Genomic DNA, 26,801 nt, shown 5'->3' with positions numbered 1-26,801 from the left:
GCGTACCCGGCATGACTCCCGGCGACGAGAACGACTACGGCGAACCCACGCGCACCGACGAGGGCCACCGCTACGGCGGAACACGCCTCCGGCTGCCCGAGGACGACCCCTACGGCGGAGCCCGCAGAGGCGCGCGCGGCCCCTCTCGCAGCATGGTGACGGTGGTCGGCGTCGTCGTCGTGCTGATCGCGGCGATCGCCTTCGCGAACCGTGGAGGAGACGATTCCTCTTCCGGGTCGTCCGCTCCGACGGGCGGCGACAAGCCGAACGCCACCAGCACGACCCCCACGGGCACGAAGCCGGTGCAGTCGAAGACGGGCGGCATCCCCTCGGGCTTCGCCCACACCAAGCAGGGAGCGGAGTCGGCCGCCGCCAACTTCGCGGTGGCCCTGGGCTCGACCGGCATGTTCCAGGAGGACAGCCGGCACGACCTCGTCGACACGGTCTACACCGCCACCGCAGCGGCCGCTCTGAAGGCCCCGATGGATCAGGCGTACTCGACCGACTTCCTCGCGAGGATGGGCCTCGACGCCGACGGCAACGCACCGCAGGGCGACACCTTCGTCTCGCGCGTGGTGCCGGTGGGCACGACCGCCCAGTCCTACTCCGCCGCGAGCGCCAAGGTCGCCGTCTGGTACCTGGGCCTCATCGGCATGTCCGGGACGACCTCCACCGACCCGGTCACCTCGTCGTGGAAGACCTGGACCTTCGACCTCCAGTGGACCGACGGCGACTGGAAGATCGTGCACGACACACAGCAGGACGGCCCCGCGCCGGTCCCCGGCGACGATGCCGCCGCCACGTCCGACGAGATCAGCAAGGCCATCGAGGAGTACGGAGGGTTCACGTATGCCCGGTAAGCCGCGCCGCCTGCTCCGGCTCGCCGGAGTCGTGACAGCCGTCCAGACCTCGGCCGTGCTGCTGGCCACCCACGCCTTCGCGGCCCCGTCGCCCACTCCGACACCCGCGCCGTCCGGCACCCTCGACTGCAGTCTCATCCCCGGCGAGGCCAAGAAGTACTGCGAGAGGGGCAACGGGGACTCCTCCACCACCAACCCCGGCGTCTCCGACACGCTCGACCCCCTCTCCTCCCTCGCCAAGGGCTGCGCCGACGCCGCCTCCTGGACCGTCGACAAGCTCAGCGCCGCCGTGAAGGACACGGCGAACGTCGACTTCACCAACGAGCGGTTCCTCAAGCAGTACGCCGTCGTCTTCGCCGCCTCGACGGTCCTGACGCTGCTGCTGTGGCTGCTGGCCGTCGCCAAGCGGGCGGTACGCGGAGTGCCCCTGACCACCGCCATCGGCGAAGCCGTCGGGTTCCTCTGGCTGACGGTCCTGGCCTCCGCCTTCACCCCCCTCGTCCTCTACACCGTCGTCTCCGCCACGGACGGCATCACGGACGTCCTCGCCAAGACGACCGGCAACCAGACCGACACGTTCTTCGGCACCTTCTCGCAGGCCCTCGCCAAGGGCGAGAACATCGGCGGCGGCCCGATCATGCTGATCGTCGTGTCCCTGGTGTCGATCCTCGCCGCCGGCGTGCTGTGGCTGGAGCTCGTCATCCGGGCCGCCCTGCTCTACGTGGGCGCGCTGCTCGGCACGGTCGTCTACGCGGGCCTGGTCGACAAGAACCTGTGGAGCCACGTCCGCCGCTGGGCCGGCATCATGATCGCCGTCATCCTCGTCAAACCGGTCATCGTGATAGTGCTCGGCCTTGCCGGAGCGCTGTCCTCCGCCGACGGACCGGACTCCTTCTCCGCCGTCGTCTCCGGCCTCTCCATCATCCTGCTCGCCATCTTCGCCAGCGCGATGATCTACCGCTTCGTCCCCGGCTTCGGCGACGAGATCGCGAACGGCCGCAACAACCGCATCATGCAGGGAGCCGAGGGCAAGGCCGCCGCCGTCATCAGTTCCCCGGCGAACCTGGTCGCCCAGGGCATCAAGACGCACAGCACCCGCGCGGACAACGGCGGCTCGTCCGGGTCCTCCGGGGGCCGCCCGGCCAACCCGGTGTCCGGCGGGGTCGCCGCACACAGCTCGCGCACCTCGAACGGGGGCGGCGGATCTGTCCCCTCCGCCGCACCCGCGCCCCGCGCGAGCAGCCCCGTCAACACCCCGCACGCAGGCAACACCCGAAACAGCAGCAACAACCGCACGGGAGGTGAAGGGCGTTGACGACTGATTCCCACGTGTCCCACGCGGTCACGCCCCGCCGTACTTATCTGATCGGCCGCGCCCGGCCGAACGCGATCGTCGGCCGCAACCGCGAGTCCGGCGAGATCGCGCTCATCGTCATCGGCGCGTTCCTCGGCATGATGTGCGGCCTCCTCGTCCCCGTCCTCGCCCTGCGCATCGTCCTGCTGAGCGGCTTCCCCATGGTCGCGCTGGCCGCGGTGTACGTGCCGTACAAGCACCGCACGTTCTACAAGTGGTTCGAGATCAACCGCAGCTACAAGCGCACCCTCCGCCGCGGCACCACATACCGCTCGACGGCCTCGGAGGCCGGCACCCGCCTGGACGGCCAGGAGATCGAGGTCGGGCCCCCGCCGGGCATCGGCCGCATCAGCTGGCTGGCCGCACCCTTCGGACCCGACGAGATCGCCGTCCTCCTGCACGCGGACCGGCGCACGGTGACCGCCGCCATCGAGATCGAGGGCCCGGGCGTCGGCCTGCGCGACAGCGAGGACCAGGAAGCCCTCGTCGACCGCTTCGGCACCCTGCTCAAGCACGTGGCCAACGGCGACGGCTTCGTCACCCGGCTGCAGATACTCGCCCGCACCCTCCCCGCCGACCCCGACGCCCACGCCAAGGACGTCGCCGTCCGCGGGGACGAGAAGTCCCCCGACTGGCTGGCCCGCTCCTACGACCAGCTCCAGTCCATGGTGTCCACCAGCAGCGAGCAGCACCGCGCCTACCTCGTCGCCTGTATGCACTACACCCGCGAACTGGCCGCCGAGGCCCACGCGATGGCCCGCGCCGCCCACCCCCGGTCGGGCCGCAAGCTGGACCGCGACGCCGGCCTCGCCGTCGTCATGGCCCGGGAACTGACGGACATCTGCTCACGCCTGCAGGAGGCGGACATCCGCGTCCGCCAGCCGCTCGGCCAGGGCCGGCTGTCCTCCCTCGTCCACTCCATGTACGACCCGGACCACCCCATCGACCACATCCAGGCGATGACCAGGCGCAACGCCTGGCCGGCCGAGCTGGACGCCATGGAGCCGACGTACCTCCAGGCGAAGACCCGCGAGTCGTCCACCCGCGCCCCCTGGTGCCACGCCACGGCCTGGGTGAAGGAGTGGCCGATGACCCCGGTCGGCGTCAACTTCCTGGCTCCCCTGCTGGTCCACACCCCGGACGTCATCCGCACGGTCGCCGTCACGATGGACCTCGAACCCACCGAGGTCGCCATCGAGCGCATGCTGACGGAGAAGACGAACGACGAGGCGGAGGCCAGCCGCGCCGCCAAGATGAACCGCACCGTCGACCCGCGTGACGTCGCCGCCCACTCCCGTCTCGACCAGCGCGGCGAGGACCTGGCGTCCGGCGCGGCCGGCGTGAACCTGGTCGGCTACATCACGGTCTCCTCCCGCAACCCCGAGGCCCTCGCCCGCGACAAGCGGACGATCAGGGCGTCGGCCGGCAAGTCGTACCTGAAGCTGGAGTGGTGCGACCGGGAGCATCACCGTGCGTTCGTGAACACCCTCCCGTTCGCCACCGGAATCCGAAGGTAGGGGCTTCACATGCGGGACCCGATGTCCGTCCTCACCGACGCCTTCACGTCCTTCCTGTTCGGCAAGGTGGAGACGACCCGCCTTCCGGTCCGCACCTCCACCGGCCAGGCCCAGGCGGTCTACCTCCCCACGGCCGCCCCCGGCCTCGGCGACTCCGGCGTCATCATCGGCCGCGAGGTCTACTCCGGGAAGGGCTACATCTACGACCCCTTCCAGCTGTACGGCCAGCAGCTGCCCGCCCCGCACTGGCTCGTCCTCGGCGAGTCCGGCAACGGCAAATCGGCCCTGGAGAAGACCTACGTCCTGCGCCAGCTCCGTTTCCGCGACCGTCAGGTCGTCGTCCTGGACGCCCAGGGCGAGGACGGCGTCGGCGAATGGAACCTCATCGCGCAGGCGCTGGGAATAACCCCCATCCGCCTGGACCCGATGGCCGCCCTGGACATGGGGATCCGCCTCAACCCCCTGGACCCGTCGATCACCACGACGGGCCAGCTCGCGCTGCTGCGCACGATCATCGAGGTGGCGATGGGCCACGGCCTCGACGAGCGCTCCGGCTTCGCGCTCAAGGTCGCCCACGCCTACGTCAACGAGACGATCGTCGAACGCCAGCCGGTCCTCACCGACATCGTCGAACAACTGCGCCACCCCGAACCGGAGTCGGCGGAGGCGATGAACGTCGCCATAGACGATGTGCGGGCCTGGGGTCTGGACGTCGCCCTGGTCCTGGACCGCCTGGTCGACGGCGACCTGCGCGGCATGTTCGACGGCCCGACGACGGTCGGCATCGACCTGGACGCCCCGCTGATCGTGTTCGACCTGTCCCACATCGACCGCAACTCGATCGCCATGCCGATCCTGATGGCGATCGTCGGGGTCTGGCTGGAACACACCTGGATCCGCCCCGACCGGAAGAAGCGCATCTTCCTGGTCGAGGAGGCCTGGCACATCATCAGCAGCCCGTTCGTGGCCCAGCTCTTCCAGCGGCTGCTGAAGTTCGGCCGCCGACTCGGCCTGTCCTTCGTGGCCGTCGTCCACCACCTGTCCGACGTGGTGGACGGAGCGGCGGCGAAAGAGGCCTCCGCCATCCTCAAGATGGCCTCCACCAGGACGATCTACGCCCAGAAGACGGACGAGGCGAGAGCGACCGGCCGAGTTCTGGGCCTGCCCCGCTGGGCCGTGGAGATCATCCCGACCCTCACCCCGGGCATCGCCGTGTGGGACGTCAACGGCAACGTCCAGGTCGTCAAACACCTGGTCACGGAGACGGAACGCCCGCTGGTCTTCACCGACCGCGCGATGACGGAGTCCTCCGCCGACCGCATCGCCGAAGACGACGCGCTGCTCGCCGCCGAGCTGGAACAGGAACGGCGGGCGGCGGCCTTCATGGAACAGCACATCACCGACCTGGACGGCTCGTCCGAGTCGACGGTGGCGTAGAGGGCGGGGTGGTCATGAGACCGGGTGACGAGCATCGCCACGACAGCCACGGCTCCGGCCGGGGCGCCGGGCAGGAAGGCATCCCCGACGGCCTGCTCGTCGGCATACTGGCCTTCCTGCTCGGCATGACGCTCCTCGTCTGGACGGCCACCGGACTGTCGGCCCTCCTCGCCCACGGTTCCTGGCCGTCCGGGGTCACCTTCACGCGCACCCCCCTGGCCATGCGCCACCTCATCGCCGCGCCCCACGACGTCCCCGGCGCGTGGCCCGACGCGGACGCCGCGCAGTTCTCCGGCTACGGCCTCTTCTGGGGCCTGCTCATCGGCCAGTTGATGGTCCTGCTCGTGCTCACGGTGTTCGTGATGGGCACGCTGGCCCGCTGGCGGGCGGTACGCGCACACCGACGGGCAGACCGGACGGCCCCCGTGTACGCCCCGGAGCCCCAGCACCACGAGGTGCCCACCCCCCGCACGGAGGCGACCGAGCCGGCCCCGCGGACGCAGTCCGTCGCCTCGGCCGTCCCGCCGGCGGACCGGCAGACCGTGACGGCCTCCCCGTCCCCGCCCCCGCCCTCTACGGCCGAGCTGCCGCAGCCCGACGACGCCGTCCTGACGCCCGCCCACGGCTGGATGCCCTCCCGCTCCGAAGGCGGGACGGTCCACTACGCGCCCCCCGCCGCCCGGTTCACGCTCGCCTCCCAGGCCGTCCGGGACGCCGAGGGCCCGGCCCTCGTCCTCACCTCCGACCCCGCCCTCTGGCAGGACACCAAGGACGGCCGAGCCAAGCTGGGCCCGGTCCACCTCTACGACCCGGCTCACCGCTGCGACACCCCGGCCCGCCTCCACTGGTCCCCCACTGCCGGCTGCGAGGACAGACCGACAGCGGCCTCCCGCGCAGCGGCGCTCCTCATGCCCGTGCGCCCCACGGCCCGCCTCGACCAGGCGGTGGCCGAGACGGCCGAGACCCTGCTCCGCAGCTATCTCCACGCCGCGGCCATCGACGGCCGCACGGTCCGCCACGTCCACCGCTGGTCCCAGGGCACCGGCGTCCAGGAAGCGGTCCGCGCCCTGCGCACGAACCCCAAGGCCGCACCGGGTGCGGCCGGCGAGCTCGAAGCCGCCCTGACCGCCCATCCCGAACGCCGGGACATCGCCCAGGAACTGACGGCCCGTGCCCTCTCCGCCCTCTCCACGGTGAACATCCGCGAGGCGTGCACTCCCAACCGAACTGATGCCCTCGCCTTGGATTCCTTCGTCGACGAAGGGGGCACTCTTTATGTGCTCGGTGAATCTCTCGAGGACCCCAGGACCAGTCCCGGCGCCATGCCCCTCCTGACGGCCCTCGTCTCCAGCGTGGTCGAGCGCGGCCGGCGCATGGCCGAACGGTCATCCTCCGGTCGCCTCGACCCACCACTGACCCTCGTCCTCGACGATGTGGCGGCCGTGGCCCCGATCCCTCAGCTCCCGGACCTTCTGTCCACCGGAACGGACCGGGGCCTGCCCACCCTGGCTCTTCTGCGCTCCCGCGAACAGGCCAGGGCCCGCTGGCCGCACCACGAACTACCGGTCTGACGCCCCGGGACGCTCGAGGGCGAACTCGTACTCGTTCTCCTGGGACTCCTCGCCCAGCAGCACGGTCCGCCCGGTCGGCACGAACCCCGCCTTGCGGTACGCCCCCTGAGCCCGCAGGTTCCGCTCGTGCACGATGAGCCGCACCCGTTCCAGCCCCAGCTCCCAGGCCCAGTCCGCGGCGGCGTCGAGAAGCGCCTGCAACATCCCGCTTCCCCGCCATTCCTTCCGCACGAAGACCCCGACGACATGCCCCTGCGACCGCTCGACGGGGTGGCCGGCCCAGTCGACGCTGCCCGCCTCCTCCACGAGCACGGTGACCGTCCCCGCCCACTGCCCGTCCTCCGCCTCGGCGATGTACTGCCGTGCCCCGGTGGATCCCTCGGCCGCGCCGGCGGCCCGCTCCTGCCAGAACGAGTCCGGCCGAGCCGCAGCCGTCTCGTACGTCTCCAGAAAGGCGAGCGGCGCCGCCGGATCCTCAAGCGCGAGCAACCGCAGCGCCTTGACCGAGGCCCACTCCTCCGGCCGCACCACCCGAACCACATACGTGTACATGCAAAGCACAGTAGCGCCTGGGCACCGGCTCGGAAATGCCTTTTAAACGCAGAAAACCCCCGTGCCGAATGGCACGGGGGTTTTCGCAATGATTGTTCGGCGGTGTCCTACTCTCCCACAGGGTCCCCCCTGCAGTACCATCGGCGCTGTGAGGCTTAGCTTCCGGGTTCGGAATGTAACCGGGCGTTTCCCTCACGCTATGACCACCGAAACACTATGAAACTGTTTCAGCCGCACCACACCGTGACCATGGTGTGGGGCTGTTCGTGGTTTCAGAACCAACACAGTGGACGCGAGCAACTGAGGACAAGCCCTCGGCCTATTAGTACCAGTCAGCTTCACCCATTACTGGGCTTCCACATCCGGCCTATCAACCCAGTCGTCTACTGGGAGCCTTACCCCATCAAGTGGGTGGGAATACTCATCTCGAAGCAGGCTTCCCGCTTAGATGCTTTCAGCGGTTATCCCTCCCGAACGTAGCCAACCAGCCATGCCCTTGGCAGAACAACTGGCACACCAGAGGTTCGTCCGTCCCGGTCCTCTCGTACTAGGGACAGCCCTTCTCAATATTCCTGCGCGCGCAGCGGATAGGGACCGAACTGTCTCACGACGTTCTAAACCCAGCTCGCGTACCGCTTTAATGGGCGAACAGCCCAACCCTTGGGACCGACTCCAGCCCCAGGATGCGACGAGCCGACATCGAGGTGCCAAACCATCCCGTCGATATGGACTCTTGGGGAAGATCAGCCTGTTATCCCCGGGGTACCTTTTATCCGTTGAGCGACGGCGCTTCCACAAGCCACCGCCGGATCACTAGTCCCGACTTTCGTCCCTGCTCGACCCGTCGGTCTCACAGTCAAGCTCCCTTGTGCACTTACACTCAACACCTGATTGCCAACCAGGCTGAGGGAACCTTTGGGCGCCTCCGTTACTCTTTAGGAGGCAACCGCCCCAGTTAAACTACCCATCAGACACTGTCCCTGATCCGGATCACGGACCCAGGTTAGACATCCAGCACGACCAGACTGGTATTTCAACGACGACTCCACCTGAACTGGCGTCCAAGCTTCACAGTCTCCCAGCTATCCTACACAAGCCGAACCGAACACCAATATCAAACTGTAGTAAAGGTCCCGGGGTCTTTCCGTCCTGCTGCGCGAAACGAGCATCTTTACTCGTAGTGCAATTTCACCGGGCCTATGGTTGAGACAGTCGAGAAGTCGTTACGCCATTCGTGCAGGTCGGAACTTACCCGACAAGGAATTTCGCTACCTTAGGATGGTTATAGTTACCACCGCCGTTTACTGGCGCTTAAGTTCTCAGCTTCGCCACACCGAAATGTGACTAACCGGTCCCCTTAACGTTCCAGCACCGGGCAGGCGTCAGTCCGTATACATCGCCTTACGGCTTCGCACGGACCTGTGTTTTTAGTAAACAGTCGCTTCTCGCTGGTCTCTGCGGCCACCCCCAGCTCATGGAGTAAATCCAATCACCAGTGATGGCCCCCCTTCTCCCGAAGTTACGGGGGCATTTTGCCGAGTTCCTTAACCATAGTTCACCCGAACGCCTCGGTATTCTCTACCTGACCACCTGAGTCGGTTTAGGGTACGGGCCGCCATGAAACTCGCTAGAGGCTTTTCTCGACAGCATAGGATCATCCACTTCGCCACAATCGGCTCGGCATCAGGTCTCAGCCTTAATGTGTGACGGATTTGCCTATCACACGGCCTACACCCTTACCCCGGGACAACCACCGCCCGGGATGGACTACCTTCCTGCGTCACCCCATCACTCACCTACTACAAGTCTGGTCCGTCGGCTCCACCACTTTCCATTCCCCGAAGGGTCCGGAACGGCTTCACGGACTTAGCATCGCCTGGTTCGATGTTTGACGCTTCACAGCGGGTACCGGAATATCAACCGGTTATCCATCGACTACGCCTGTCGGCCTCGCCTTAGGTCCCGACTTACCCTGGGCAGATCAGCTTGACCCAGGAACCCTTAGTCAATCGGCGCACACGTTTCTCACGTGTGAATCGCTACTCATGCCTGCATTCTCACTCGTGAACCGTCCACAACTACCTTCCGGTGCTGCTTCACCCGGCACACGACGCTCCCCTACCCATCACGATCCCCGTTGGGGGTATATATCGCAATGACACGACTTCGGCGGTACGCTTGAGCCCCGCTACATTGTCGGCGCGGAATCACTAGACCAGTGAGCTATTACGCACTCTTTCAAGGGTGGCTGCTTCTAAGCCAACCTCCTGGTTGTCTCTGCGACTCCACATCCTTTCCCACTTAGCGTACGCTTAGGGGCCTTAGTCGATGCTCTGGGCTGTTTCCCTCTCGACCATGGAGCTTATCCCCCACAGTCTCACTGCCGCGCTCTCACTTACCGGCATTCGGAGTTTGGCTAAGGTCAGTAACCCGGTAGGGCCCATCGCCTATCCAGTGCTCTACCTCCGGCAAGAAACACACGACGCTGCACCTAAATGCATTTCGGGGAGAACCAGCTATCACGGAGTTTGATTGGCCTTTCACCCCTAACCACAGGTCATCCCCCAGGTTTTCAACCCTGGTGGGTTCGGTCCTCCACGAAGTCTTACCTCCGCTTCAACCTGCCCATGGCTAGATCACTCCGCTTCGGGTCTTGAGCGTGCTACTGAAACGCCCTGTTCGGACTCGCTTTCGCTACGGCTACCCCACTCGGGTTAACCTCGCAACACACCGCAAACTCGCAGGCTCATTCTTCAAAAGGCACGCAGTCACGAGACGCCAAGCAAGCTTGACGTCCGACGCTCCCACGGCTTGTAGGCACACGGTTTCAGGTACTATTTCACTCCGCTCCCGCGGTACTTTTCACCATTCCCTCACGGTACTATCCGCTATCGGTCACCAGGGAATATTTAGGCTTAGCGGGTGGTCCCGCCAGATTCACACGGGATTTCTCGGGCCCCGTGCTACTTGGGTGTCTCTCAAACGAGCCGTTGATGTTTCGACTACGGGGGTCTTACCCTCTACGCCGGACCTTTCGCATGTCCTTCGCCTACATCAACGGTTTCTGACTCGCCTCACAGCCGGCAGACTGTGAAAGAGAGATCCCACAACCCCGTACACGCAACCCCTGCCGGGTCTCACACGTATACGGTTTGGCCTCATCCGGTTTCGCTCGCCACTACTCCCGGAATCACGGTTGTTTTCTCTTCCTGCGGGTACTGAGATGTTTCACTTCCCCGCGTTCCCTCCACATACCCTATGTGTTCAGGTATGGGTGACAGCCCATGACGACTGCCGGGTTTCCCCATTCGGAAACCCCCGGATCAAAGCCTGGTTGACGGCTCCCCGGGGACTATCGTGGCCTCCCACGTCCTTCATCGGTTCCTGGTGCCAAGGCATCCACCGTGCGCCCTTAAAAACTTGGCCACAGATGCTCGCGTCCACTGTGCAGTTCTCAAACAACGACCAGCCACCCATCACCCCCAACCTGAGCTGGAGTTCACTGGGGCCGGCATCAGAAGGGCAAGCAAAACGCTCGCACCCTCAGACACCCAACAGCGTGCCCGACCCGATCCCGCCCGGAGATCATGCTTTCCACGCTCCGAAGAGCAGTACTCGCAAGCCTCCGACCCGGAAACCGGACCGAATAATCAACGTTCCACCCATGAGCAACCAGCATCGGACGTTCGCCGATGAACTGGCCCCTGGACAACCTTGCGGCTGCCTAGAAGTGCTCCTTAGAAAGGAGGTGATCCAGCCGCACCTTCCGGTACGGCTACCTTGTTACGACTTCGTCCCAATCGCCAGTCCCACCTTCGACAGCTCCCTCCCACAAGGGGTTGGGCCACCGGCTTCGGGTGTTACCGACTTTCGTGACGTGACGGGCGGTGTGTACAAGGCCCGGGAACGTATTCACCGCAGCAATGCTGATCTGCGATTACTAGCAACTCCGACTTCATGGGGTCGAGTTGCAGACCCCAATCCGAACTGAGACCGGCTTTTTGAGATTCGCTCCACCTCACGGTTTCGCAGCTCTTTGTACCGGCCATTGTAGCACGTGTGCAGCCCAAGACATAAGGGGCATGATGACTTGACGTCGTCCCCACCTTCCTCCGAGTTGACCCCGGCAGTCTCCTGTGAGTCCCCATCACCCCGAAGGGCATGCTGGCAACACAGAACAAGGGTTGCGCTCGTTGCGGGACTTAACCCAACATCTCACGACACGAGCTGACGACAGCCATGCACCACCTGTACACCGACCACAAGGGGGCGACCATCTCTGGCCGTTTCCGGTGTATGTCAAGCCTTGGTAAGGTTCTTCGCGTTGCGTCGAATTAAGCCACATGCTCCGCTGCTTGTGCGGGCCCCCGTCAATTCCTTTGAGTTTTAGCCTTGCGGCCGTACTCCCCAGGCGGGGAACTTAATGCGTTAGCTGCGGCACCGACGACGTGGAATGTCGCCAACACCTAGTTCCCACCGTTTACGGCGTGGACTACCAGGGTATCTAATCCTGTTCGCTCCCCACGCTTTCGCTCCTCAGCGTCAGTAATGGCCCAGAGATCCGCCTTCGCCACCGGTGTTCCTCCTGATATCTGCGCATTTCACCGCTACACCAGGAATTCCGATCTCCCCTACCACACTCTAGTCTGCCCGTATCGAATGCAGACCCGGGGTTAAGCCCCGGGCTTTCACATCCGACGTGACAGACCGCCTACGAGCTCTTTACGCCCAATAATTCCGGACAACGCTTGCGCCCTACGTATTACCGCGGCTGCTGGCACGTAGTTAGCCGGCGCTTCTTCTGCAGGTACCGTCACTTTCGCTTCTTCCCTGCTGAAAGAGGTTTACAACCCGAAGGCCGTCATCCCTCACGCGGCGTCGCTGCATCAGGCTTTCGCCCATTGTGCAATATTCCCCACTGCTGCCTCCCGTAGGAGTCTGGGCCGTGTCTCAGTCCCAGTGTGGCCGGTCGCCCTCTCAGGCCGGCTACCCGTCGTCGCCTTGGTGAGCCATTACCTCACCAACAAGCTGATAGGCCGCGGGCTCATCCTTCACCGCCGGAGCTTTCAACCCCCACCCATGCGAGTGGAAGTGATATCCGGTATTAGACCCCGTTTCCAGGGCTTGTCCCAGAGTGAAGGGCAGATTGCCCACGTGTTACTCACCCGTTCGCCACTAATCCCCACCGAAGTGGTTCATCGTTCGACTTGCATGTGTTAAGCACGCCGCCAGCGTTCGTCCTGAGCCAGGATCAAACTCTCCGTGAATGTTTTCCCGTGATCGGGATCGCACACACGAGAGCGGAACGTCGAGCGGAATAAGCCCGGCGTTCACAACGTCCTCGCTGTGTTTGTTTCAAAGGAACCTCATCCTCGGCTATCACTGCCGGGGACGGGGTATCAACATATCTGGCGTTGATTTTTGGCACGCTGTTGAGTTCTCAAGGAACGGACGCTTCCTTCGTACTCACCCTCTCGGGCTTTCCTCCGGGCAGTTTCCCTTCGGTCTTGCGTTTCCGACTCTATCAGACCGTTTCCCGATCCGATTTCCTCGGTGCTTTCCAGGTTTCCCGCTTATCTCGCGGTTTCCCTTTCCGGCGGTTCCGACTCTACCAGACCCTTTCGGTTCTGATTCCCGGTCAGCGGGAGTTGCCTTCCCGGCTGTTGGGCCGTTCCGACGTCTCAAACCTTAGCGGATCCGTTCGGCAGTTGCTAATCGAGCTGCCGGCCCCCGATCGAATTGAATTCGGGCACGCCGAATTGAACCCCGGGGGAGATCGTGCTGATGGTTTGTGTGCCGCTACTGCGGCGGAGGTGCTACCGGAGAACCGTTACGGCTCCGCGGCAACCCGAAGAACTCTACGGATCCGGGATGGGGCTGTCAACCGCCCCTGTCAAGATCTTTTAGGCCGAACGGGCGCGGGCCGTTCAGTCGAGATCGCTGAGCCGGCCGCCCGCATCCGGCTGAGCGTGCTCCACGCGGCGAAGGAGCCTGGTCAGGACCTCGCCCAGAGTGGTGCGCTCCGCGGCGGAGAGGTCCTGGAGGAGATCCTCCTCGAAGACCGTCGCCATGCGCATGGCCCTCAACCATTTCTCCCGGCCCTCGGGCGTCAGCTCCACGATCACCCGGACCCGGTTGGTCTCGTCCCGTTCACGGGTCACCAGGCCCTCGGTGACCATGCGGTCGATCCGGTGGGTCATCGCGGCCGGCGTCAGGCCGAGCCGCTTCGCCAGGTCGCTGGGCCCCAGGCGATAGGGAGCGCCGGAGAGGACGAGGGCCTTGAGGACCTCCCACTCGGCGTTGCTGATGCCGAGGTCGGCGGTCTGGCGACCGTACGCGACGTTCATCCGGCGGTTGAGGCGGGAGAGCGCCGAGACGATCTTCTCTACCTGTGGATCGAGGTCCTGGAACTCGCGCTGGTAGGCGGCGATCTGCTCTTCGATGGTCGGCTCGCTGCCGAGGCCGGTGCCGACCGTGCCGGGGTTGTCGCCCATGGGAACAAGTATCGCACGGGGCGCGTTCGTGTTGAAGTCCTTCGATGTGTACAGTTTAGCTTCGAACTTTAGCTTCTAAGTCTTCGGTCCTAAGTGCTGAAGACTCCTACCTGATTGAGGTGAACGTGACCAGGGCGATGGGCGCAGCGATGCGCCGGATCCACGTGGGCAATGCACTCAGCGCGTTCGGGCTCGGTTTCACCGTCCCCTACCTGTACGTCTATGTGGCGCAGGTGCGGGGGCTGGGAGCCATGACGGCGGGGACGGTGCTCGCCGTCTTCGCCGTCGCCGCGCTGATCGTGCTGCCGTTCGCCGGCCGGGCGATCGTGCGGCGCGGTCCACTGCCGGTCCTGCTCGCCGCCCTGGTCACCGCCGCGCTGGGCGCGCTGAGCCTGGGGCTGGCCGGCACCGCCTCCGCCGTACTGGCCGCCGCGGCCGCGCTCGGGGCCGGGCAGGCCGTGATGCAGCCCGCGCTGGCGACGATGATCGTGGACTGCTCGACCGCGGAGACGCGCTCGCGGGCGTTCGCGACGCAGTTCTTCCTGCAGAACCTCGGGCTCGGCGTGGGCGGCCTGATCGGCGGGCACCTCGTCGACACGACACGGGTCTCGTCCTTCACCCTGCTGTTCGGCATCGAGGCGGCGATGTTCCTGTTGCTGGCCGTGGTGATGTCGACGGTGCGGCTGCCGCGGGCCCCGCGCGTGGAAGCCGCCCCGCAGTCCGCGCGGGGCAGCTGGAAGCAGCTGCTCGGCAACCGGGCCATGGTGCAGCTGTGTGTGCTGGGCTTCGTGCTGTTCTTCGCCTGCTACGGGCAGTTCGAGTCCGGGCTGAGCGCGTACGGGGTCGAGGCCGCGGGCATCTCGACGTCCGCGCTCGGGACCGCGCTGGCCGCCAACACGGCGATGATCGTGGTGGCGCAGTTCGCCGTGCTGAAGTTCGTGGAACGGCAGAAGCGGTCGCGGGTGATCGCGGCGGTGGGGCTGCTCTGGGCCGTGGCGTGGGTCGTGGCGGGATACGCCGGGCTCGGTCACGGGAGCCGCGAGATGGCGACGGCCGCGTTCGTGTCGACGTACGCGCTGTTCGGGCTGGGTGAGGCGATGCTGTCGCCGACGCTCGCGCCGCTGGTGGCCGATCTGGCCCCGGCCGGGATGGCGGGGCAGTACAACTCGGCGTTCGCCCTGGTGAAGCAGCTCGCGCTGGCCGTGGGGCCGGCGGTGGGCGGACCGATGGGGGCTTCGCTGCACGCGCCGTACATCGTGACGTTCCTGCTGTTCTCGCTGGGGATCACCTACCTCGCGCTGCGGTTGGGGCGGCAGCTGACCGCCGTCCAGGACCAGCCGTGGTTGGTGCGCAAGCGGGTGGTGGCCCGGGGTGGGGCCGCCGTGCAGCCCGTGGCCGCGCAGGCCTGAGGCGCTTCGGGCGGATCGCGCCCACCGCACGGGGAGAGGCGGCCGTCGTTCTCGGACGACGGCCGCCTCTCCGTTTCCGTGTGTTCAGCGGACCGCGGTCACCAGGGTCGCCGTGAAGGGGAAGGTGGTCGTCGCGGCGGGGAGCTGCGCGCGGATCGTCTCGGCGGCCCGGGTGAGGGCCTCGTCGCCGCCGGCGTCGACGAGGGCCTGGCCCCAGGGGATCGAGGAGAGGTGGCCGGCGATGTAGTCGTCCAGTGGGGGGAGGTCGATGGCGAAGGTGAGGTCGCGGCGGGCCGTGGAGCGGAAGCCGGCGCGGTCGAGGGCGGCGGTCACCCGGTCCGCGGCGTCGAAGGCGGCCCAAAAGCCCGCCGCGGCGTCCTGGCCGTCGTACTGCTCTAGCGTCCGGTACTGGGCCACGAAGTACGGGGAGTCGTCCAGCCGGGCCCAGAGCGTGGCGGCGAAGCGGCCTCCGGGGCGGGTGACCCGGGCTGTCTCCCTCAGGGCGGCGTCGAGATCGGGGAAGAACTGGGCTCCCTGCTGGCAGAGGACGGCGTCGAAGGTCGCGTCGGGGTAGGGCAGGTCGTCGGCGGGGGCGGCGCTGAACTCGATGTCCGGGTACAGGCGCGGGTGACACGCCTGGGCGATCTTGAGCATGGCCTCGTTGAGGTCCGCGCCGGCGACCCGGCCGGTGGGCCCGGCCTGTGCGGCGGCGGCGCGGGCCGCGAAGCCGGTGCCGCAGGCGAGGTCGAGGACGGAGGCGCCGGGGAAGAGGTCCACGGCGTCCACGAGTGCGGTGACGAAGGGCGCCATGAGGGGCGCGACGTAGTGTTCGTAGCGCTCGGGGGCGCTTCCCTTGAGGTGAAAGCCCGTTGCGTCTGCCATGCAGAGCTAGTAGCACCGGGGGGCGCGTTCGCCTAGGTGCCGCGCGCGGGGAATGCGTGTTCGGCCTTTTTCCGGCGCGCTGTCGTCCCGTCGTCGGGCGTGTTCGTTCCGTCCTCGAGCCTGGTCGTTCCGCCGTCGGGCGTGGTCATTCCGCCGGTTTCGGCAGGACGAACTCGCACCAGACCGCTTTGCCGCCGCCCGGGGTGCGTCTGCTGCCCCAGTGGGTGGCGATGGTGGCGACGATCGCGATGCCGCGGCCGGACTCGTCTCCCGGTTCCGCGCGGCGGCGGCGCGGCAGGTGGTCGTCTCCGTCGGTGACCTCGATGATCAGTCGGCGGTCGGTGCGGCGCAGCCGGAGTCGCATGGGCGGGATGCCGTGCTGGAGGGAGTTGGCGACCAGTTCGCTGGTGGCGAGGACGCCCAGGTCGTGCAGGTCGGCCGGAAAGCGCCAGCTGGTGAGGACGCCCGAGGCGAAAGCACGCGCGCGTGGGGCCGCTTCGACTCCGCCGAGGAGCTCCAGGGCCGCGTTGCGGAACAGTTCTCCGTCGGGTCCGCTGCGCGCCGGGTGCTGGAGGACGAGGACGGCGACGTCATCGTCGTGGTCGGCGGTGACGCCGGCCGAGCGGACGAGGCGGTCGCAGACGACCTGGGGCGTGCCGGTGGCGCCGGCCAGGGCGCGCTCCAGAGCGGCGATGCCTTCGTCCAGGTCTTCGTTGCGGCGCTCCACCAGGCCGTCGGTGTAGAGGACGGCCGTGGAGCCGGGGCCGAGCGGGATCGAGCCGGAGGCGTGCATCCAGCCGCCGGTGCCGAGCGGCGGGCCGGTGGGCTCGTCGGCGCGCAGCACGGTGCCGTTGTCGTCGCGGACGAGGATGGGCAGGTGTCCCGCGGAGGCGTACACCAGCCGGCCCTCGTTGGGGTCGTGGATGGCGTACACGCAGGTGGCGATCTGGTTGGCGTCGATCTCCATGGCGAGGCCGTCGAGGAGCTGGAGCACCTCGTGCGGGGGCAGGTCGAGGCGGGCGTACGCCCGGACGGCCGTTCGGAGCTGGCCCATGACGGCGGCCGCGCGGACGCCCCGGCCCATGACGTCGCCGATGACGAGGGCGGTGCGGCCGCCGCCGAGGGTGATGACGTCGTACCAGTCGCCGCCGACCGCGGCTTCCGTGCCGCCGGGCTGGTAGGTGGCGGCGATGCGCAGGTCGTCGGGCTCTTCGAGCTCCTGGGGCAGGAGCGAGCGCTGGAGCGTGACGGCGGTCTCGCGCTGGCGGCGTTCGCTGGTCCTGAGACGTTCGGCGGCCTCGGCGTGGTCGGTGACGTCGGTGGCGAAGATCAGGACCGCGCCTTCGCCGTTGTCCTCGGCGGCGGGGGTGCAGGTGAAGGTGTAGTGGCGGCCGTCGGGGGCCTTGCGCGACTTCAGGGTGCGGGGCTTGCCGCTGCGCAGGGCCTGGTCCAGCAGGGGCATGAGGCCGAGGTCGCGGAGTTCGGGCAGGGCCTCGGCCGCCGGTTCGCCGCACGGGCGTGCGCCGAAGGCCGCCGCGTAGGCGTCGTTGACGTAGGCGAGGCGGTGGCCGGGGCCGTGGACGAGGGCCACGAGGGCCGGGACGCGGTCGAGGACCTCGCGCACCGGGAGTTCGTCGACCGCGGGCACGGGGGGCGCGCCGGTGAGTTGTTCGGCGCGGGCCGCGGGCACGGAGCCCTCGCTGCGTCGGTCGGCGGTGGTGACCGGGTGCTCGGCCCGCGCGGCGGCGCGGCGCTGTGTTCCGGGGAGCCGGGCGCTCCAGCGCGTGAAGTTCACGAATCCTTGCCTCGTGTAGTCGTCGTCGGCCGGCTCCGTGCCCGGCCTGCTCCGGGGGCCGCGCGGCGGTGGCCGCACATTGTTGCAGCACCCGGGGTGTGGAGCTGGTGGGGACGGCCTGGTGGGTTCGGCGGGAGCCTGCGCCGGCCCGCCGGGGCTCGGGAAGGGGCGGTGAAGGGACTCGGAGGGGACGCGGAAGGGGGTCGGGGCGGTTCGGGCGCTCGGGGTCGGGCTATGAGCAGGGAGCAGTCTGGCAGTGTGGCCGCCGTCCGGGCCGACATTCGTCAGACGTGGGGGCGGCCGGTGGAGTTCCTGTTTCGTTCAGGACGACCCGTTCGGGTCGCCGGAAGACTCCTCAGAAGGCTTTCCACCGGCAGCGAGTTCGAACTCCGCGCGAGGATGTTCGAGTGATCCGAGCGAGACGATCTCCCGTTTGAAGAGTCCGGAGAGGGTCCACTCGGCGAGCACGCGCATCTTGCGGTTGACGGTGGGCACGCGGCTGAGGTGGTACGCGCGGTGCATGAACCAGGCCGGGTAGCCCTTGAGCTTGCGTCCGTAGACGTGGGCGACGCCCTTGTGGAGCCCCAGTGAGGCGACCGAGCCGACGTATGTGTGGGAGTACGTCTGCAGGGGTTCGCCGCGCAGGGAGCGCACGATGTTGTCGGCGAGGACCTTCGCCTGGCGGACGGCGTGCTGGGCGTTGGGTGCGGTCTCCCTGCCGGGCTCGTCGACGGTGACGTCGGGGACGGCCGCGGTGTCCCCGGCCGCCCACGCGTGCGTGACGCCTTCGACGGTCAGCTCGGGGGTGCATTTCAGCCGACCTCGTTCGCTGAGCGGGAGGTCGGTGGCGGCGAGGAGCGGGTGGGGTTTGACGCCGGCGGTCCACACGACCGTGCGGGTGGGGAAGCGGGCGCCGTCGCTGAGGACGGCGACGCGGTCGGCGCAGGAGTCCAGGCGGGTGTTCAGGCGTACGTCGATGTTGCGGCGGCGCAGCTCACTGACCGTGTAGCGGCCGAGGTCGGCGCCGACCTCGGGCAGGATGCGGTCGGACGCCTCGACCAGGATCCACTTCATGTCCTCGGGCTGGACGTTGTGGTAGTAGCGCGTGGTGTAACGGGCCATGTCCTCGAGCTCGCCGAGTGCCTCCACGCCCGCGTAGCCGCCGCCGACGAAGACGAAGGTGAGGGCCGCGTCACGGATGGCGGGGTCGCGGGTGGAGGAGGCGATGTCCATCTGTTCGATCACGTGGTTGCGCAGCCCGATGGCCTCTTCGACGGTCTTGAAGCCGATGGCGTAGTCGGCGAGCCCGGGGACGGGCAGGGTGCGGGAGACGGATCCGGGCGCGAGGACGAGTTCGTCGTACGTCAGCTGCTGGGGGCCGGCGCCCTCCTCCTCGGTGGCGAGGGTGGTGAGGGTGGCGGTGCGTTCGGCGTGGTCGACGGCGGTGACCTCGCCGACCACGACCCGGCAGTGGGGCAGGACGCGGCGCAGCGGCACGACGACGTGCCGGGGGGAGATGGACCCCGCGGCCGCCTCGGGGAGGAAGGGCTGGTAGGTCATGTACGGGTCGGGGGTGACGACCGTGATCTCGGCCTCGCCGCGGCCCAGTTCCTGTTTCAGCCTGCGCTGCAGCCGCAGGGCCGTGTACATCCCGACGTAGCCGCCGCCGACAACGAGAATGCGCGCACGTTCCTTCACCATCCCATGACGCACCCGGCGCTTGCGTTTGTCCACAGCCTCGACAATTTGTGTGACCGCGAGCCGGGTGGCCGAGGGGTTGGCCGAAACACCGGAGTGTGGGACGGATGCGCAGGTCAGGTCGGGTGTACCGGAGTGCGGGAGGGGGCGCAATCGGGACGTATGCCGCTCGTACTCCGATCGGGGGTCGCTCGGTGCGGAACGTGCCCCTTCTGAATTGACTCTCTCTCAACTATGTTCGTCTGACGACGGGGTGTCAGGGGGAAGCGCTCTGCGGGTCTGCGACGGGCGGGCCCGGGGCGGCCGTCCCCTGTGTTTCACGCCCCGGCTTTCGATGGCGGGGAAAGTCTCCGGGGGGAGACGTCATTACCGGGGGATTATTCATGCACATGCAGAGTTCGCATTGGTCGTCGACGTCGTCCACGTCGGCCCTCGCGCCAGGCGGCGCGGTCGGGACGGCACTGGGCGGCGGACGCGGAGAGGGCGCGCGGACAGCGCCGCTGCGCGTGGATGCACAGCGCAACCTGGAACACGTACTGAGGGCTGCACGCGAGGTGTTCGGCGAGCTGGGCTACGGCGCGCCGATGGAGGACGTGGCGCGGCGCGCGCGGGTCGGCGTCGGCACGGTGTACCGGCGCTTCCCCAGCAAGGACGTGCTGGTCCGGCGGATAGCCGAGGAGGAGACCTCCCGGCTGACGGACCAGGCGCGCACGGCGCTCGGGCAGGAGGACGAGCCGTGGTCGGCGCTGTCGCGCTTCCTGCGGACGTCCGTGGCGTCCGGCGCGGGGCGGCTGCTGCCACCGCAGGTGCTGCGGGTCGGCGTCGCGGAGGACGACGTGGAGGGCGTGCCGGTCGAGACGGCGCGGGTGCCGCAGCAGCGGACCCAGCCGGGCTCCGGTGAGCTGCGGCTCGTCCCCGAGGACGGCGCGACGACGGCTGTCGACGACAACGGGGCGACGGCGCTGCTCGAGGTCGTGGGCCGGCTCGTGGAGCGGGCGCGGGAGGCGGGCGAACTGCGCGCCGACGTGTCGGTGTCGGACGTGCTGCTGGTCATCGCGACGGCGGCGCCCTCGCTGCCGGATCCGGCGCAGCAGGCGGCGGCCTCCGCGCGACTGCTGGACATCCTGCTGGAGGGTCTGCGCTCGCGGCCTTCCTGACTCGTGAGGGTGACGGTGGGCGGGGGTCCCGAGCGGCCCCCGCACCCCGCGCACCACGGCCGACGGACCGGGGCCTACGCACGCCGTCACCAACTCCCCTGCACAACAAGGGGGTTGGGCTCAGCCCGTTGAGGGGTGAGACCCGGTGGCGGACCGCGGCAGATCCCCACGGACGCGTGGACGGCCCGTCCGACGGGGCCCTGACCGAAAGCCGATATGGCACTCTGACCCGGTGGTCGGGACTGGTGGGGCAGGCGTCGGGAGTCTTCCGCGATGAGCGTTGACGGTCGGGACGAACAGGTGCCGAGCCAGGGCGGACGCGCGAGCGGCCCGGCGGGCGACCCCGTGGCGTCCCCGCCCGACCCCGCTTTCGAGGGCACGGTTCCGGCCCAGCGGGAGTGGCGGGCCGACGGCGGTGTCCTGCCGCCGCCGCGGGATCTGCCGCCCGCCGACACCGACCTGATCGGCCGGATGCGCTCGGGCGACGACACGGCCTACGAGGAGCTCTACCGGCGCCACGCCGACGCCGTGCGCCGCTACGCCCGTACCTGCTGCCGGGACGCGCACACCGCCGACGACCTCACCGCCGAGGTGTTCGCGCGCATGCTCCAGGCGGTGCGCGGCGGCTCCGGCCCCGAGTACGCCGTCCGCGCCTACCTCCTCACCTCCGTACGGCGGGTGGCCGCCGGCTGGACGCGGTCGGCGAAGCGCGAACAACTCGTGGACGATTTCGCGGTGTTCGCCGCGGGGTCCGCCCGCGCTTCGGAGATGTCCGACGACGACACGCTCGGCCTGGGCGCCGACGTCCGCGCGATGCACGAGGCCGAGCAGTCCATGGCCATGCAGGCCTTCCGCTCCCTTCCCGAGCGCTGGCAGGCCGTGCTGTGGCACACCGAGGTCGAGGACGAGTCGCCGAGCGAGGTCGCCATGCTCTTCGGCCTCGACGCCAACGGCACCCGCGTGCTCGCCAGCCGTGCCCGCGAGGGCCTCAAGCAGGCCTACCTCCAGGCCCATGTCAGCGCCACGCTCACCAGCGACGAGGAGTGCGCCGGCTACGCCGACCAGCTCGGCTCCTACGCCCGTCGCCGGCTGCGCACCCGCGCCGAACGGGGACTGCGCAAGCACCTGGAGGAGTGCTCCAGGTGCCGGCTGGCGGCGCTGCAGATCGAGGAAGTGGCCGGCAGCATCCCCGCCGTGGTGCCGGTCGCGGTCATCGGGTGGTTCGGCGCCGCCGGCTACGCCAAGGCCCTCGCGCTCCTCGGCGGCGCCGGCGCGGGCGCCGCGGGCGCGGCCGCCGCAGGCGGCTCCTCGGGCGGAGCGGGCGCCGCGGGCGGTGCGGCGGTCTCGGAGGGGCTGGGCGCGCCCGTGAAGGCGGGTGTCGCGGCCGGCGTGGTCGCGGTGGCGGCCGCCGCGGTGGCCCTCGCGCTCGTCGGCCACGACGCCCCGGCCCGGCAGCCCGAGGCACGGCCGGCGGCCTCCGCCCCCGCGCCGGTCGCGCAGCCCGAGCAGCCGACGCCCGCACCGACGCGCGCGCGGCGGCCCGATCCGCAACCGCCGGTGATCGTGCCGGCCGCCGCGCCTACGCCGACGGCCGCCTCCGAGGCGGAGGCCTCCCCGGTCCCCGCAGCCACGCCCAGCCCGTCTCCCCCGACCGCCCCGGAGTCGACGCCCCCGCCCGCACCTACGCCCACCCGGACGCCGCCGCCCGCACCGACGCCCGCCCCGACCGTCCATCCGCTGGGCGAGCTGCCCTTCGACGTCGTCGGCGACGGGGCCGGGCCCGAGATCCGGCTCCGCGGGAGCAGCTGGGTGTGGCAGCGGTCCGCGCTGTCCATCGCCGACCGGCGGTACATGGGCGGGGTGACCGTGCACGGCGGCTCCTCCGTCACCGTCGACCTCCACCGTGCGTGCACCGCGTACGACGCGCTGGTCGGCCTCGACGACCTGACGCTCAGACTCGGCGGGGTCGCCTTCTCCGTCTACGGCGACGGGAACCGGCTCTGGACCTCCGGCACGGTCAGGGGCGGCGAGCCGGCCGTCCCCGTCCATGTGGACCTCGTCGGCCGGACGACGGTGCGGCTGGTCGTCGAGCCGCGTGACGCCCTGGGCTCGGTGGCCCTCGCGGACTGGGCCGAGTCCAGGTTCACCTGCTCGTAGAGGCCGGGGCGCCCGCGGTGTCGCCGGCGTCCCCCGGGTTTTCGGCCGGGTCGGCGGACGGGGTGTCGGGCAGGCCGGCGGACGGGACCGGATGGTCGTGGACGGCCTCGGTGATCTCGTGCAGGGCGTCGCCGGACGTCATGCGGGACGCCCGGGCCCGCTCGGCCGCATACCGCTCGGCGCCCAGGGCCCCACGGACCGCGGCCTCGGCATGTTCGGCGCGGGCTTTCTGCGGCATGGGCCGCGGGTGGGGGTCGCGCAGACCGTCGGCGGCGGCGAGGAGCCGCGCGGCGCGCGGGAAGTCGCCGAGCCGGACCAGCAGGACCGCCGCGTCGTCCACGATCGACGACGTGACCGCCTCGGCGCACTGGTCGGCCATGGCCTGCCGCAGCGTGTCGGCGAGCATCGGCAGGGCATGCCGCGGCCCGGCCTCGACGGCCGCCAGTTCCGCGTCGAGCATGCTCAGCGCCGCCGCGAACTGCGGTGGCGGTGTCCCCGCGCCCGCCGCCGCCCGGCCCTCGTCGCAGAGCACGCGCGCGTGGGCCGAGTCCTCCTCCACGTACAGCGCGATGTGGGCGCGCAGCAGCAGGACGAAGGCACGGACGTCCGGCACGCCATAGCGGTCGGCCGCACCGCTCGCCTCGTCCAGGGTGGCCAGGGCGCCGTCCACGTCGCCCGAGCGGTAGGCGATCTCCGCGAGCCGGGCGATGAGGAACGGGGTCTCGGCGTACGCCCCGACCTCGTAGGCGAGCCGCAGCGCCTCGCGGTACTCCTGCTCCGCCTCGGTGAAACGGCTGCGCGCCATCCCCACCTCGGCGGCCGCACCGCACACCTGGGCCCGCATCCAGCGGTCGCCGACGCGCAGGCTCAGCACGCGCAGCTCCGCCAGGTCGTCGTCGACGCCGTGCAGCCCGCCGGGGGAGTCGACGACCATGTGCGTGCGGAACATCAGGGCGCAGCCGAGCTCCCAGTCGCCGCCGTACAGACGGCAGTTCTCGACCGCCCGGTCGAGGATCTCCCGGACGTCCACCGTGTCCCGCATCTGGAAGGCCGTGACCGGCCAGATGAGGCCGGGCATCCGTGCCGCCTGCGGGCCGCCCGGCTCGTAGCGGGCGCGCAGACGGGCCAGGTACTCCGGGTAGCGCGGGTCCGTCGAGGTGTCGGTCGGCTCGGACTCGGACAGCAGGAACAGATGCAGCATCCGCAGGTTCGTCCGCTGCGCGGACCGGGGGCGAACGCCACCCCCGGCACCCCTGGCAGCGCCCTCGCCGCCCGGCACGGCGTCGAGCTCGGCATCAGGCGCGGAGTCGGGCTCGGCGAGGAAGATCCCGACGGGGTCGACGGCGGCCATCCGGGCCGCGAGGTCGGCGGGGAGGCCCGGGGCTATGGCGGAGGCCTCGGTCTCCCGAGCGGTGGAGGTCCGCGTCCCCGGCGGCTGGAGGGAGTCCAGGACCGCGCCGAGGCGCAGGGTCCGGTCGGTCCACTCCGCGCCCTCGTGGCGATAGTTGCGCAGCCACCAGAACCAGCCCGCGGCGAGGCAGACGGCCGCGGCCTCCTCCTCGTCGCCCGCCGTGAGTGAACGGTCGAGGCCCACGCGGATGTTGTCGAGCTCGGTCTCCAGACGGGCGATCCAGGAGAGCTGTTCGGCGGAACGGAGCAACGGGTCGGCACGCTCGACCAGCGCCCGCACCCACGCGTGGTGTCGTCGCTCCGTCGCCGCGCGGGACCGAGGCTGCTCCGCCGCGCGTTCCAGGGCGTACTCGTGGATCGTCTCCAGCATCCGGTAGCGCATGCCGTCGCCGGCCTGCACGGCGTGCGGGGCGGCCACGACCAGGGACTTGTCGACGAGCGCTCCGACGAGCTCCGCCACCGGGCCGGTGCACACGGCCTCGGCGGCCTCGAGGTCCCAGCCGCCCGCGAACACGGACAGTTCGCGCAGCAGGGTGCGCTCGGGTTCGTCGAGCAGGTCCCAGGACCAGTCGACGACCGCCCTCAGGGTCTGCTGGCGGGGCAGGACCGTGCGGCTGCCGGAGGTGAGCAGCCGGAAACGGTCGTCGAGGCGGTCGGCGATCTGTCGCGGGGTGAGCAACCGCAGCCGGGCGGCGGCCAGTTCGATGGCGAGCGGCAGACCGTCCAGCCGTCGGCAGATCTCCGCGATCGCCTCCTCGTTCCGCAGGGCGGTCGCCGCGTCCGGGCGGACGGCGGCCGCGCGCTCGGTGAAGAGGCGGTGCGCGTGGTCGGGGAGGAGGGGCTCGACCGGGCGGACCGCCTCGCCGGGCACTCCCAGGGGCTCACGGCTGGTCGCGAGGATCGTGAGCCCGGGGCAGCGGGTGAGGAGGGTCTCGGCGAGATCGGCTGCCGCGCCGATGACGTGTTCGCAGTTGTCAAGGATCAGGAGATGGCTGCGCGGGGCGCAGTACTCGACGAGCAGAGCGACCGGGTCGTCCTGCGCGGGCGCCAGCTCGGTGGTCATCAGCACGGTCTCGCGCAGGCCGAGGGCGCTGACCACCGCGCCGGGCACCGCCTCCGGCCGGTCGAGCGGCGCCAGCTCGGCCAGCCACGCCTGCGGAAGCCCGGCGGCGGCTTCTTCGGCGAGACGGGTCTTTCCGGAGCCGCCCGGTCCGGTGAGCGTCACGAGACGGGCCCTGTGCAGATCGGAACGGATGGCGGCGATCTCGGGTTCCCGGCCCACGAAAGAGGTAAGTCGCGGACGGAGGTTGCCGGTGCGTTCGGGAAGCCCGGGCGGGAGCGGGGAATGGGGCCCACGCGGCCGGTCTCGCCCGGCACCGGGCCCGGGGGCTCCCTCGGGACCCCCGGGAAGGGGGGACCCAGGGGACTGAGGGGAAGGCGCCGGTCCCGGACGGGCGGCCGACTCCGGGCGGAAGGCGGGCTCCGGGCGAGGACCCGGATGCAGGTCATGGCGCGGCTCCGGGCCGCCACCGGGCTCCGGACCGCGACCGGGCTCCGCGCCGCTGCTCCCGTTCGACCCGTGGGCGGGCTCCCGGTCGTCCAGGTTCAGGAGTCCGGCGTGCAGGGCGCGCAGCTGGGGGCCGGGGTCGGCGCCCAGGCCGTCGGCGAGGGTGCGGCGGGCGGTCTCGTAGGCGGCGAGGGCGTCGGCGGCGCGGCCGGAGTCGCGCAGGGCCCGGATGAGGAGTGCGTGCAGCGGTTCGTCGTAGGGATGCGCGGCGGTCAGTTCCGTCAGGCGGGGCACGGCCTCGCGCGCGCGGCCGAGGAGCAGGTCCGCCTCGAGGCGGGCGCGGGACGCCTCCAGGCGGAGGGCTTCCGGGCGTGCGGCGGGCGTGCGGTCGGGCAGGTCGGCGAGCGCACGTCCGCGCCACAGGGCGAGGGCGTCGTCGAGGGAACCGGCGGCTGCGGAGGCGTCGCCCTGCCGCAGGGCTTCGACGCCCAGGCGGACCAGTCGCTCGAAGACGAAGAGGTCGACGTCGTCCTCCGTCGCGGCGAGCCGGTATCCGCCCGGGGCGGAGGTCACGGCGTCCTTGCCGACGGCGCGGCGCAGTCGGCCGATCAGGGCTTGGAGGGCGGCGGGGGCGTCCTGGGGCGGCGCCTCGGGCCAGACCTCGTCGATGAGGGTCTCCGGGGCGGTGAGGCGGCCGGGGCGGAGGGCCAGGGCGGTGAGGAGGGCGCGGAGGCGGGCTCCGGGCACGGGTACGGCGACGCCCTGGTCGTCCTCGGTCTGGGTGACGCCCAGGATTCTGTACCGCACCGGGTCATTGTGGTCCGGGGCGAGGCGCGGGGCACGCGATTTCGTGACGCGAGGACAACGGCGGTCCGCGCCTCACGGCCCCACGTCCGGCGGCCACGGCTGCGGCTACCGCTACAGCCACAGCCACAGACACAGACACAGCCACAGCCACAGACATCGTCGTGCCCGGCAGGCCCCTTGGAGGACGCCATCCG

Annotated in this window: 14 protein-coding genes and 3 rRNA genes; 8 read left to right on the top strand and 9 right to left on the bottom strand. The window is 69.5% G+C overall.

From position 1 onward, the window contains the following. Nucleotides 1–11 precede the first annotated feature (11 nt). The 5 genes from OHS82_RS22520 to OHS82_RS22500 are packed head-to-tail and all read left to right on the top strand — an operon-like array spanning nucleotide 12 to nucleotide 6,739. On the top strand, nucleotides 12–860 hold the full coding sequence (locus OHS82_RS22520; protein ID WP_328434361.1) for a hypothetical protein: 849 nt from the start codon (nucleotides 12–14) through the stop codon (nucleotides 858–860). Then, nucleotides 850–2,175 carry a hypothetical protein gene (locus OHS82_RS22515; protein ID WP_328434360.1) on the top strand — a complete coding sequence of 442 codons (1,326 nt, stop codon included), beginning with the start codon at nucleotides 850–852 and terminating at the stop codon, nucleotides 2,173–2,175. Before OHS82_RS22520 ends, OHS82_RS22515 begins: the two co-directional genes overlap by 11 nt. Beyond that, complete coding sequence (locus OHS82_RS22510; RefSeq protein WP_057579331.1) at nucleotides 2,172–3,731, top strand: SCO6880 family protein; 1,560 nt, start codon at nucleotides 2,172–2,174, stop codon at nucleotides 3,729–3,731. The genes OHS82_RS22515 and OHS82_RS22510 overlap by 4 nt, the downstream gene beginning before the upstream one ends. Nucleotides 3,732–3,740: 9 nt before the next feature. Further along, nucleotides 3,741–5,168 (top strand): ATP-binding protein, encoded by a 1,428-nt coding sequence (locus OHS82_RS22505; protein ID WP_057579333.1) that lies wholly within the window; start codon nucleotides 3,741–3,743, stop codon nucleotides 5,166–5,168. A 14-nt stretch (nucleotides 5,169–5,182) separates the two neighbouring features. Further along, a complete protein-coding gene (locus tag OHS82_RS22500) occupies nucleotides 5,183–6,739 on the top strand; it encodes a type IV secretory system conjugative DNA transfer family protein (protein ID WP_328434359.1) in 1,557 nt (518 codons plus the stop codon). On the opposite strand, the gene OHS82_RS22495 is transcribed toward OHS82_RS22500, so the two are convergent. The 5 genes from OHS82_RS22495 to OHS82_RS22475 all read right to left on the bottom strand — a co-directional run bounded on the left by OHS82_RS22495 (nucleotide 6,728) and on the right by OHS82_RS22475 (nucleotide 13,785). Continuing rightward, nucleotides 6,728–7,291 (bottom strand): GNAT family N-acetyltransferase, encoded by a 564-nt coding sequence (locus OHS82_RS22495; protein ID WP_057579335.1) that lies wholly within the window; start codon nucleotides 7,289–7,291, stop codon nucleotides 6,728–6,730. The genes OHS82_RS22500 and OHS82_RS22495 overlap by 12 nt on opposite strands. A gap of 94 nt (nucleotides 7,292–7,385) precedes the next feature. Then, nucleotides 7,386–7,502: ribosomal RNA gene (rrf, locus tag OHS82_RS22490) — 5S ribosomal RNA — on the bottom strand. A gap of 91 nt (nucleotides 7,503–7,593) precedes the next feature. Then, a 23S ribosomal RNA gene (locus OHS82_RS22485) occupies nucleotides 7,594–10,717 on the bottom strand. A 315-nt stretch (nucleotides 10,718–11,032) separates the two neighbouring features. Next, nucleotides 11,033–12,558: ribosomal RNA gene (locus OHS82_RS22480) — 16S ribosomal RNA — on the bottom strand. Together the 16S, 23S and 5S rRNA genes form the textbook arrangement of a ribosomal RNA operon. A gap of 660 nt (nucleotides 12,559–13,218) precedes the next feature. Continuing rightward, a complete protein-coding gene (locus OHS82_RS22475; RefSeq protein WP_057576278.1) occupies nucleotides 13,219–13,785 on the bottom strand; it encodes a MarR family winged helix-turn-helix transcriptional regulator in 567 nt (188 codons plus the stop codon). A gap of 119 nt (nucleotides 13,786–13,904) precedes the next feature. On the opposite strand from OHS82_RS22475, the gene OHS82_RS22470 reads away from it, so the two are divergent. Then, nucleotides 13,905–15,194 carry an MFS transporter gene (locus OHS82_RS22470; protein WP_079041056.1) on the top strand — a complete coding sequence of 430 codons (1,290 nt, stop codon included), beginning with the start codon at nucleotides 13,905–13,907 and terminating at the stop codon, nucleotides 15,192–15,194. An 84-nt stretch (nucleotides 15,195–15,278) separates the two neighbouring features. On the opposite strand, the gene OHS82_RS22465 is transcribed toward OHS82_RS22470, so the two are convergent. From OHS82_RS22465 to OHS82_RS22455, 3 genes are all read right to left on the bottom strand, one after another. Beyond that, complete coding sequence (locus tag OHS82_RS22465) at nucleotides 15,279–16,076, bottom strand: class I SAM-dependent methyltransferase (RefSeq protein ID WP_328434358.1); 798 nt, start codon at nucleotides 16,074–16,076, stop codon at nucleotides 15,279–15,281. A 145-nt stretch (nucleotides 16,077–16,221) separates the two neighbouring features. Continuing rightward, entirely contained in the window at nucleotides 16,222–17,871 is a 1,650-nt protein-coding gene (locus tag OHS82_RS22460; RefSeq protein ID WP_057576284.1) for an ATP-binding SpoIIE family protein phosphatase, read from the bottom strand. A gap of 321 nt (nucleotides 17,872–18,192) precedes the next feature. After that, on the bottom strand, nucleotides 18,193–19,572 hold the full coding sequence (locus OHS82_RS22455; protein WP_057576286.1) for an NAD(P)/FAD-dependent oxidoreductase: 1,380 nt from the start codon (nucleotides 19,570–19,572) through the stop codon (nucleotides 18,193–18,195). Between the two features lie 380 nt (nucleotides 19,573–19,952). On the opposite strand from OHS82_RS22455, the gene OHS82_RS22450 reads away from it, so the two are divergent. Together OHS82_RS22450 and OHS82_RS22445 are read left to right on the top strand one after the other, a co-directional pair. Continuing rightward, a complete protein-coding gene (locus OHS82_RS22450; RefSeq protein ID WP_057576288.1) occupies nucleotides 19,953–20,726 on the top strand; it encodes a TetR/AcrR family transcriptional regulator in 774 nt (257 codons plus the stop codon). Nucleotides 20,727–20,999: 273 nt separating this feature from the next. Further along, a complete protein-coding gene (locus OHS82_RS22445) occupies nucleotides 21,000–22,883 on the top strand; it encodes a sigma-70 family RNA polymerase sigma factor (RefSeq protein WP_328434357.1) in 1,884 nt (627 codons plus the stop codon). Here OHS82_RS22445 and OHS82_RS22440 read toward each other — a convergent pair. Next, nucleotides 22,870–26,607 carry an AfsR/SARP family transcriptional regulator gene (locus OHS82_RS22440; protein WP_328434356.1) on the bottom strand — a complete coding sequence of 1,246 codons (3,738 nt, stop codon included), beginning with the start codon at nucleotides 26,605–26,607 and terminating at the stop codon, nucleotides 22,870–22,872. The two genes, OHS82_RS22445 and OHS82_RS22440, sit on opposite strands and share 14 nt — an antisense overlap. Nucleotides 26,608–26,801: the final 194 nt, after the last annotated feature.

The organism is Streptomyces sp. NBC_00425 (assembly GCF_036030735.1).
Lineage (GTDB): Bacteria > Actinomycetota > Actinomycetes > Streptomycetales > Streptomycetaceae > Streptomyces.
Note: the sequence above shows the minus strand (reverse complement) of the source record. Positions and strands in the feature narration are given on the sequence as shown.

Coding starts and splice junctions, on each gene's coding strand:
- OHS82_RS22520 (WP_328434361.1), top strand. CDS start 12: ATGACTCCCGGCGACGAGAACGACTACGGCGAACCCACGCGCACCGAC.
- OHS82_RS22515 (WP_328434360.1), top strand. CDS start 850: ATGCCCGGTAAGCCGCGCCGCCTGCTCCGGCTCGCCGGAGTCGTGACA.
- OHS82_RS22505 (WP_057579333.1), top strand. CDS start 3,741: ATGCGGGACCCGATGTCCGTCCTCACCGACGCCTTCACGTCCTTCCTG.
- OHS82_RS22500 (WP_328434359.1), top strand. CDS start 5,183: ATGAGACCGGGTGACGAGCATCGCCACGACAGCCACGGCTCCGGCCGG.
- OHS82_RS22495 (WP_057579335.1), bottom strand. CDS start 7,291: ATGTACACGTATGTGGTTCGGGTGGTGCGGCCGGAGGAGTGGGCCTCG.
- OHS82_RS22475 (WP_057576278.1), bottom strand. CDS start 13,785: ATGGGCGACAACCCCGGCACGGTCGGCACCGGCCTCGGCAGCGAGCCG.
- OHS82_RS22465 (WP_328434358.1), bottom strand. CDS start 16,076: ATGGCAGACGCAACGGGCTTTCACCTCAAGGGAAGCGCCCCCGAGCGC.
- OHS82_RS22455 (WP_057576286.1), bottom strand. CDS start 19,572: ATGGTGAAGGAACGTGCGCGCATTCTCGTTGTCGGCGGCGGCTACGTC.
- OHS82_RS22450 (WP_057576288.1), top strand. CDS start 19,953: ATGCACATGCAGAGTTCGCATTGGTCGTCGACGTCGTCCACGTCGGCC.
- OHS82_RS22445 (WP_328434357.1), top strand. CDS start 21,000: ATGAGCGTTGACGGTCGGGACGAACAGGTGCCGAGCCAGGGCGGACGC.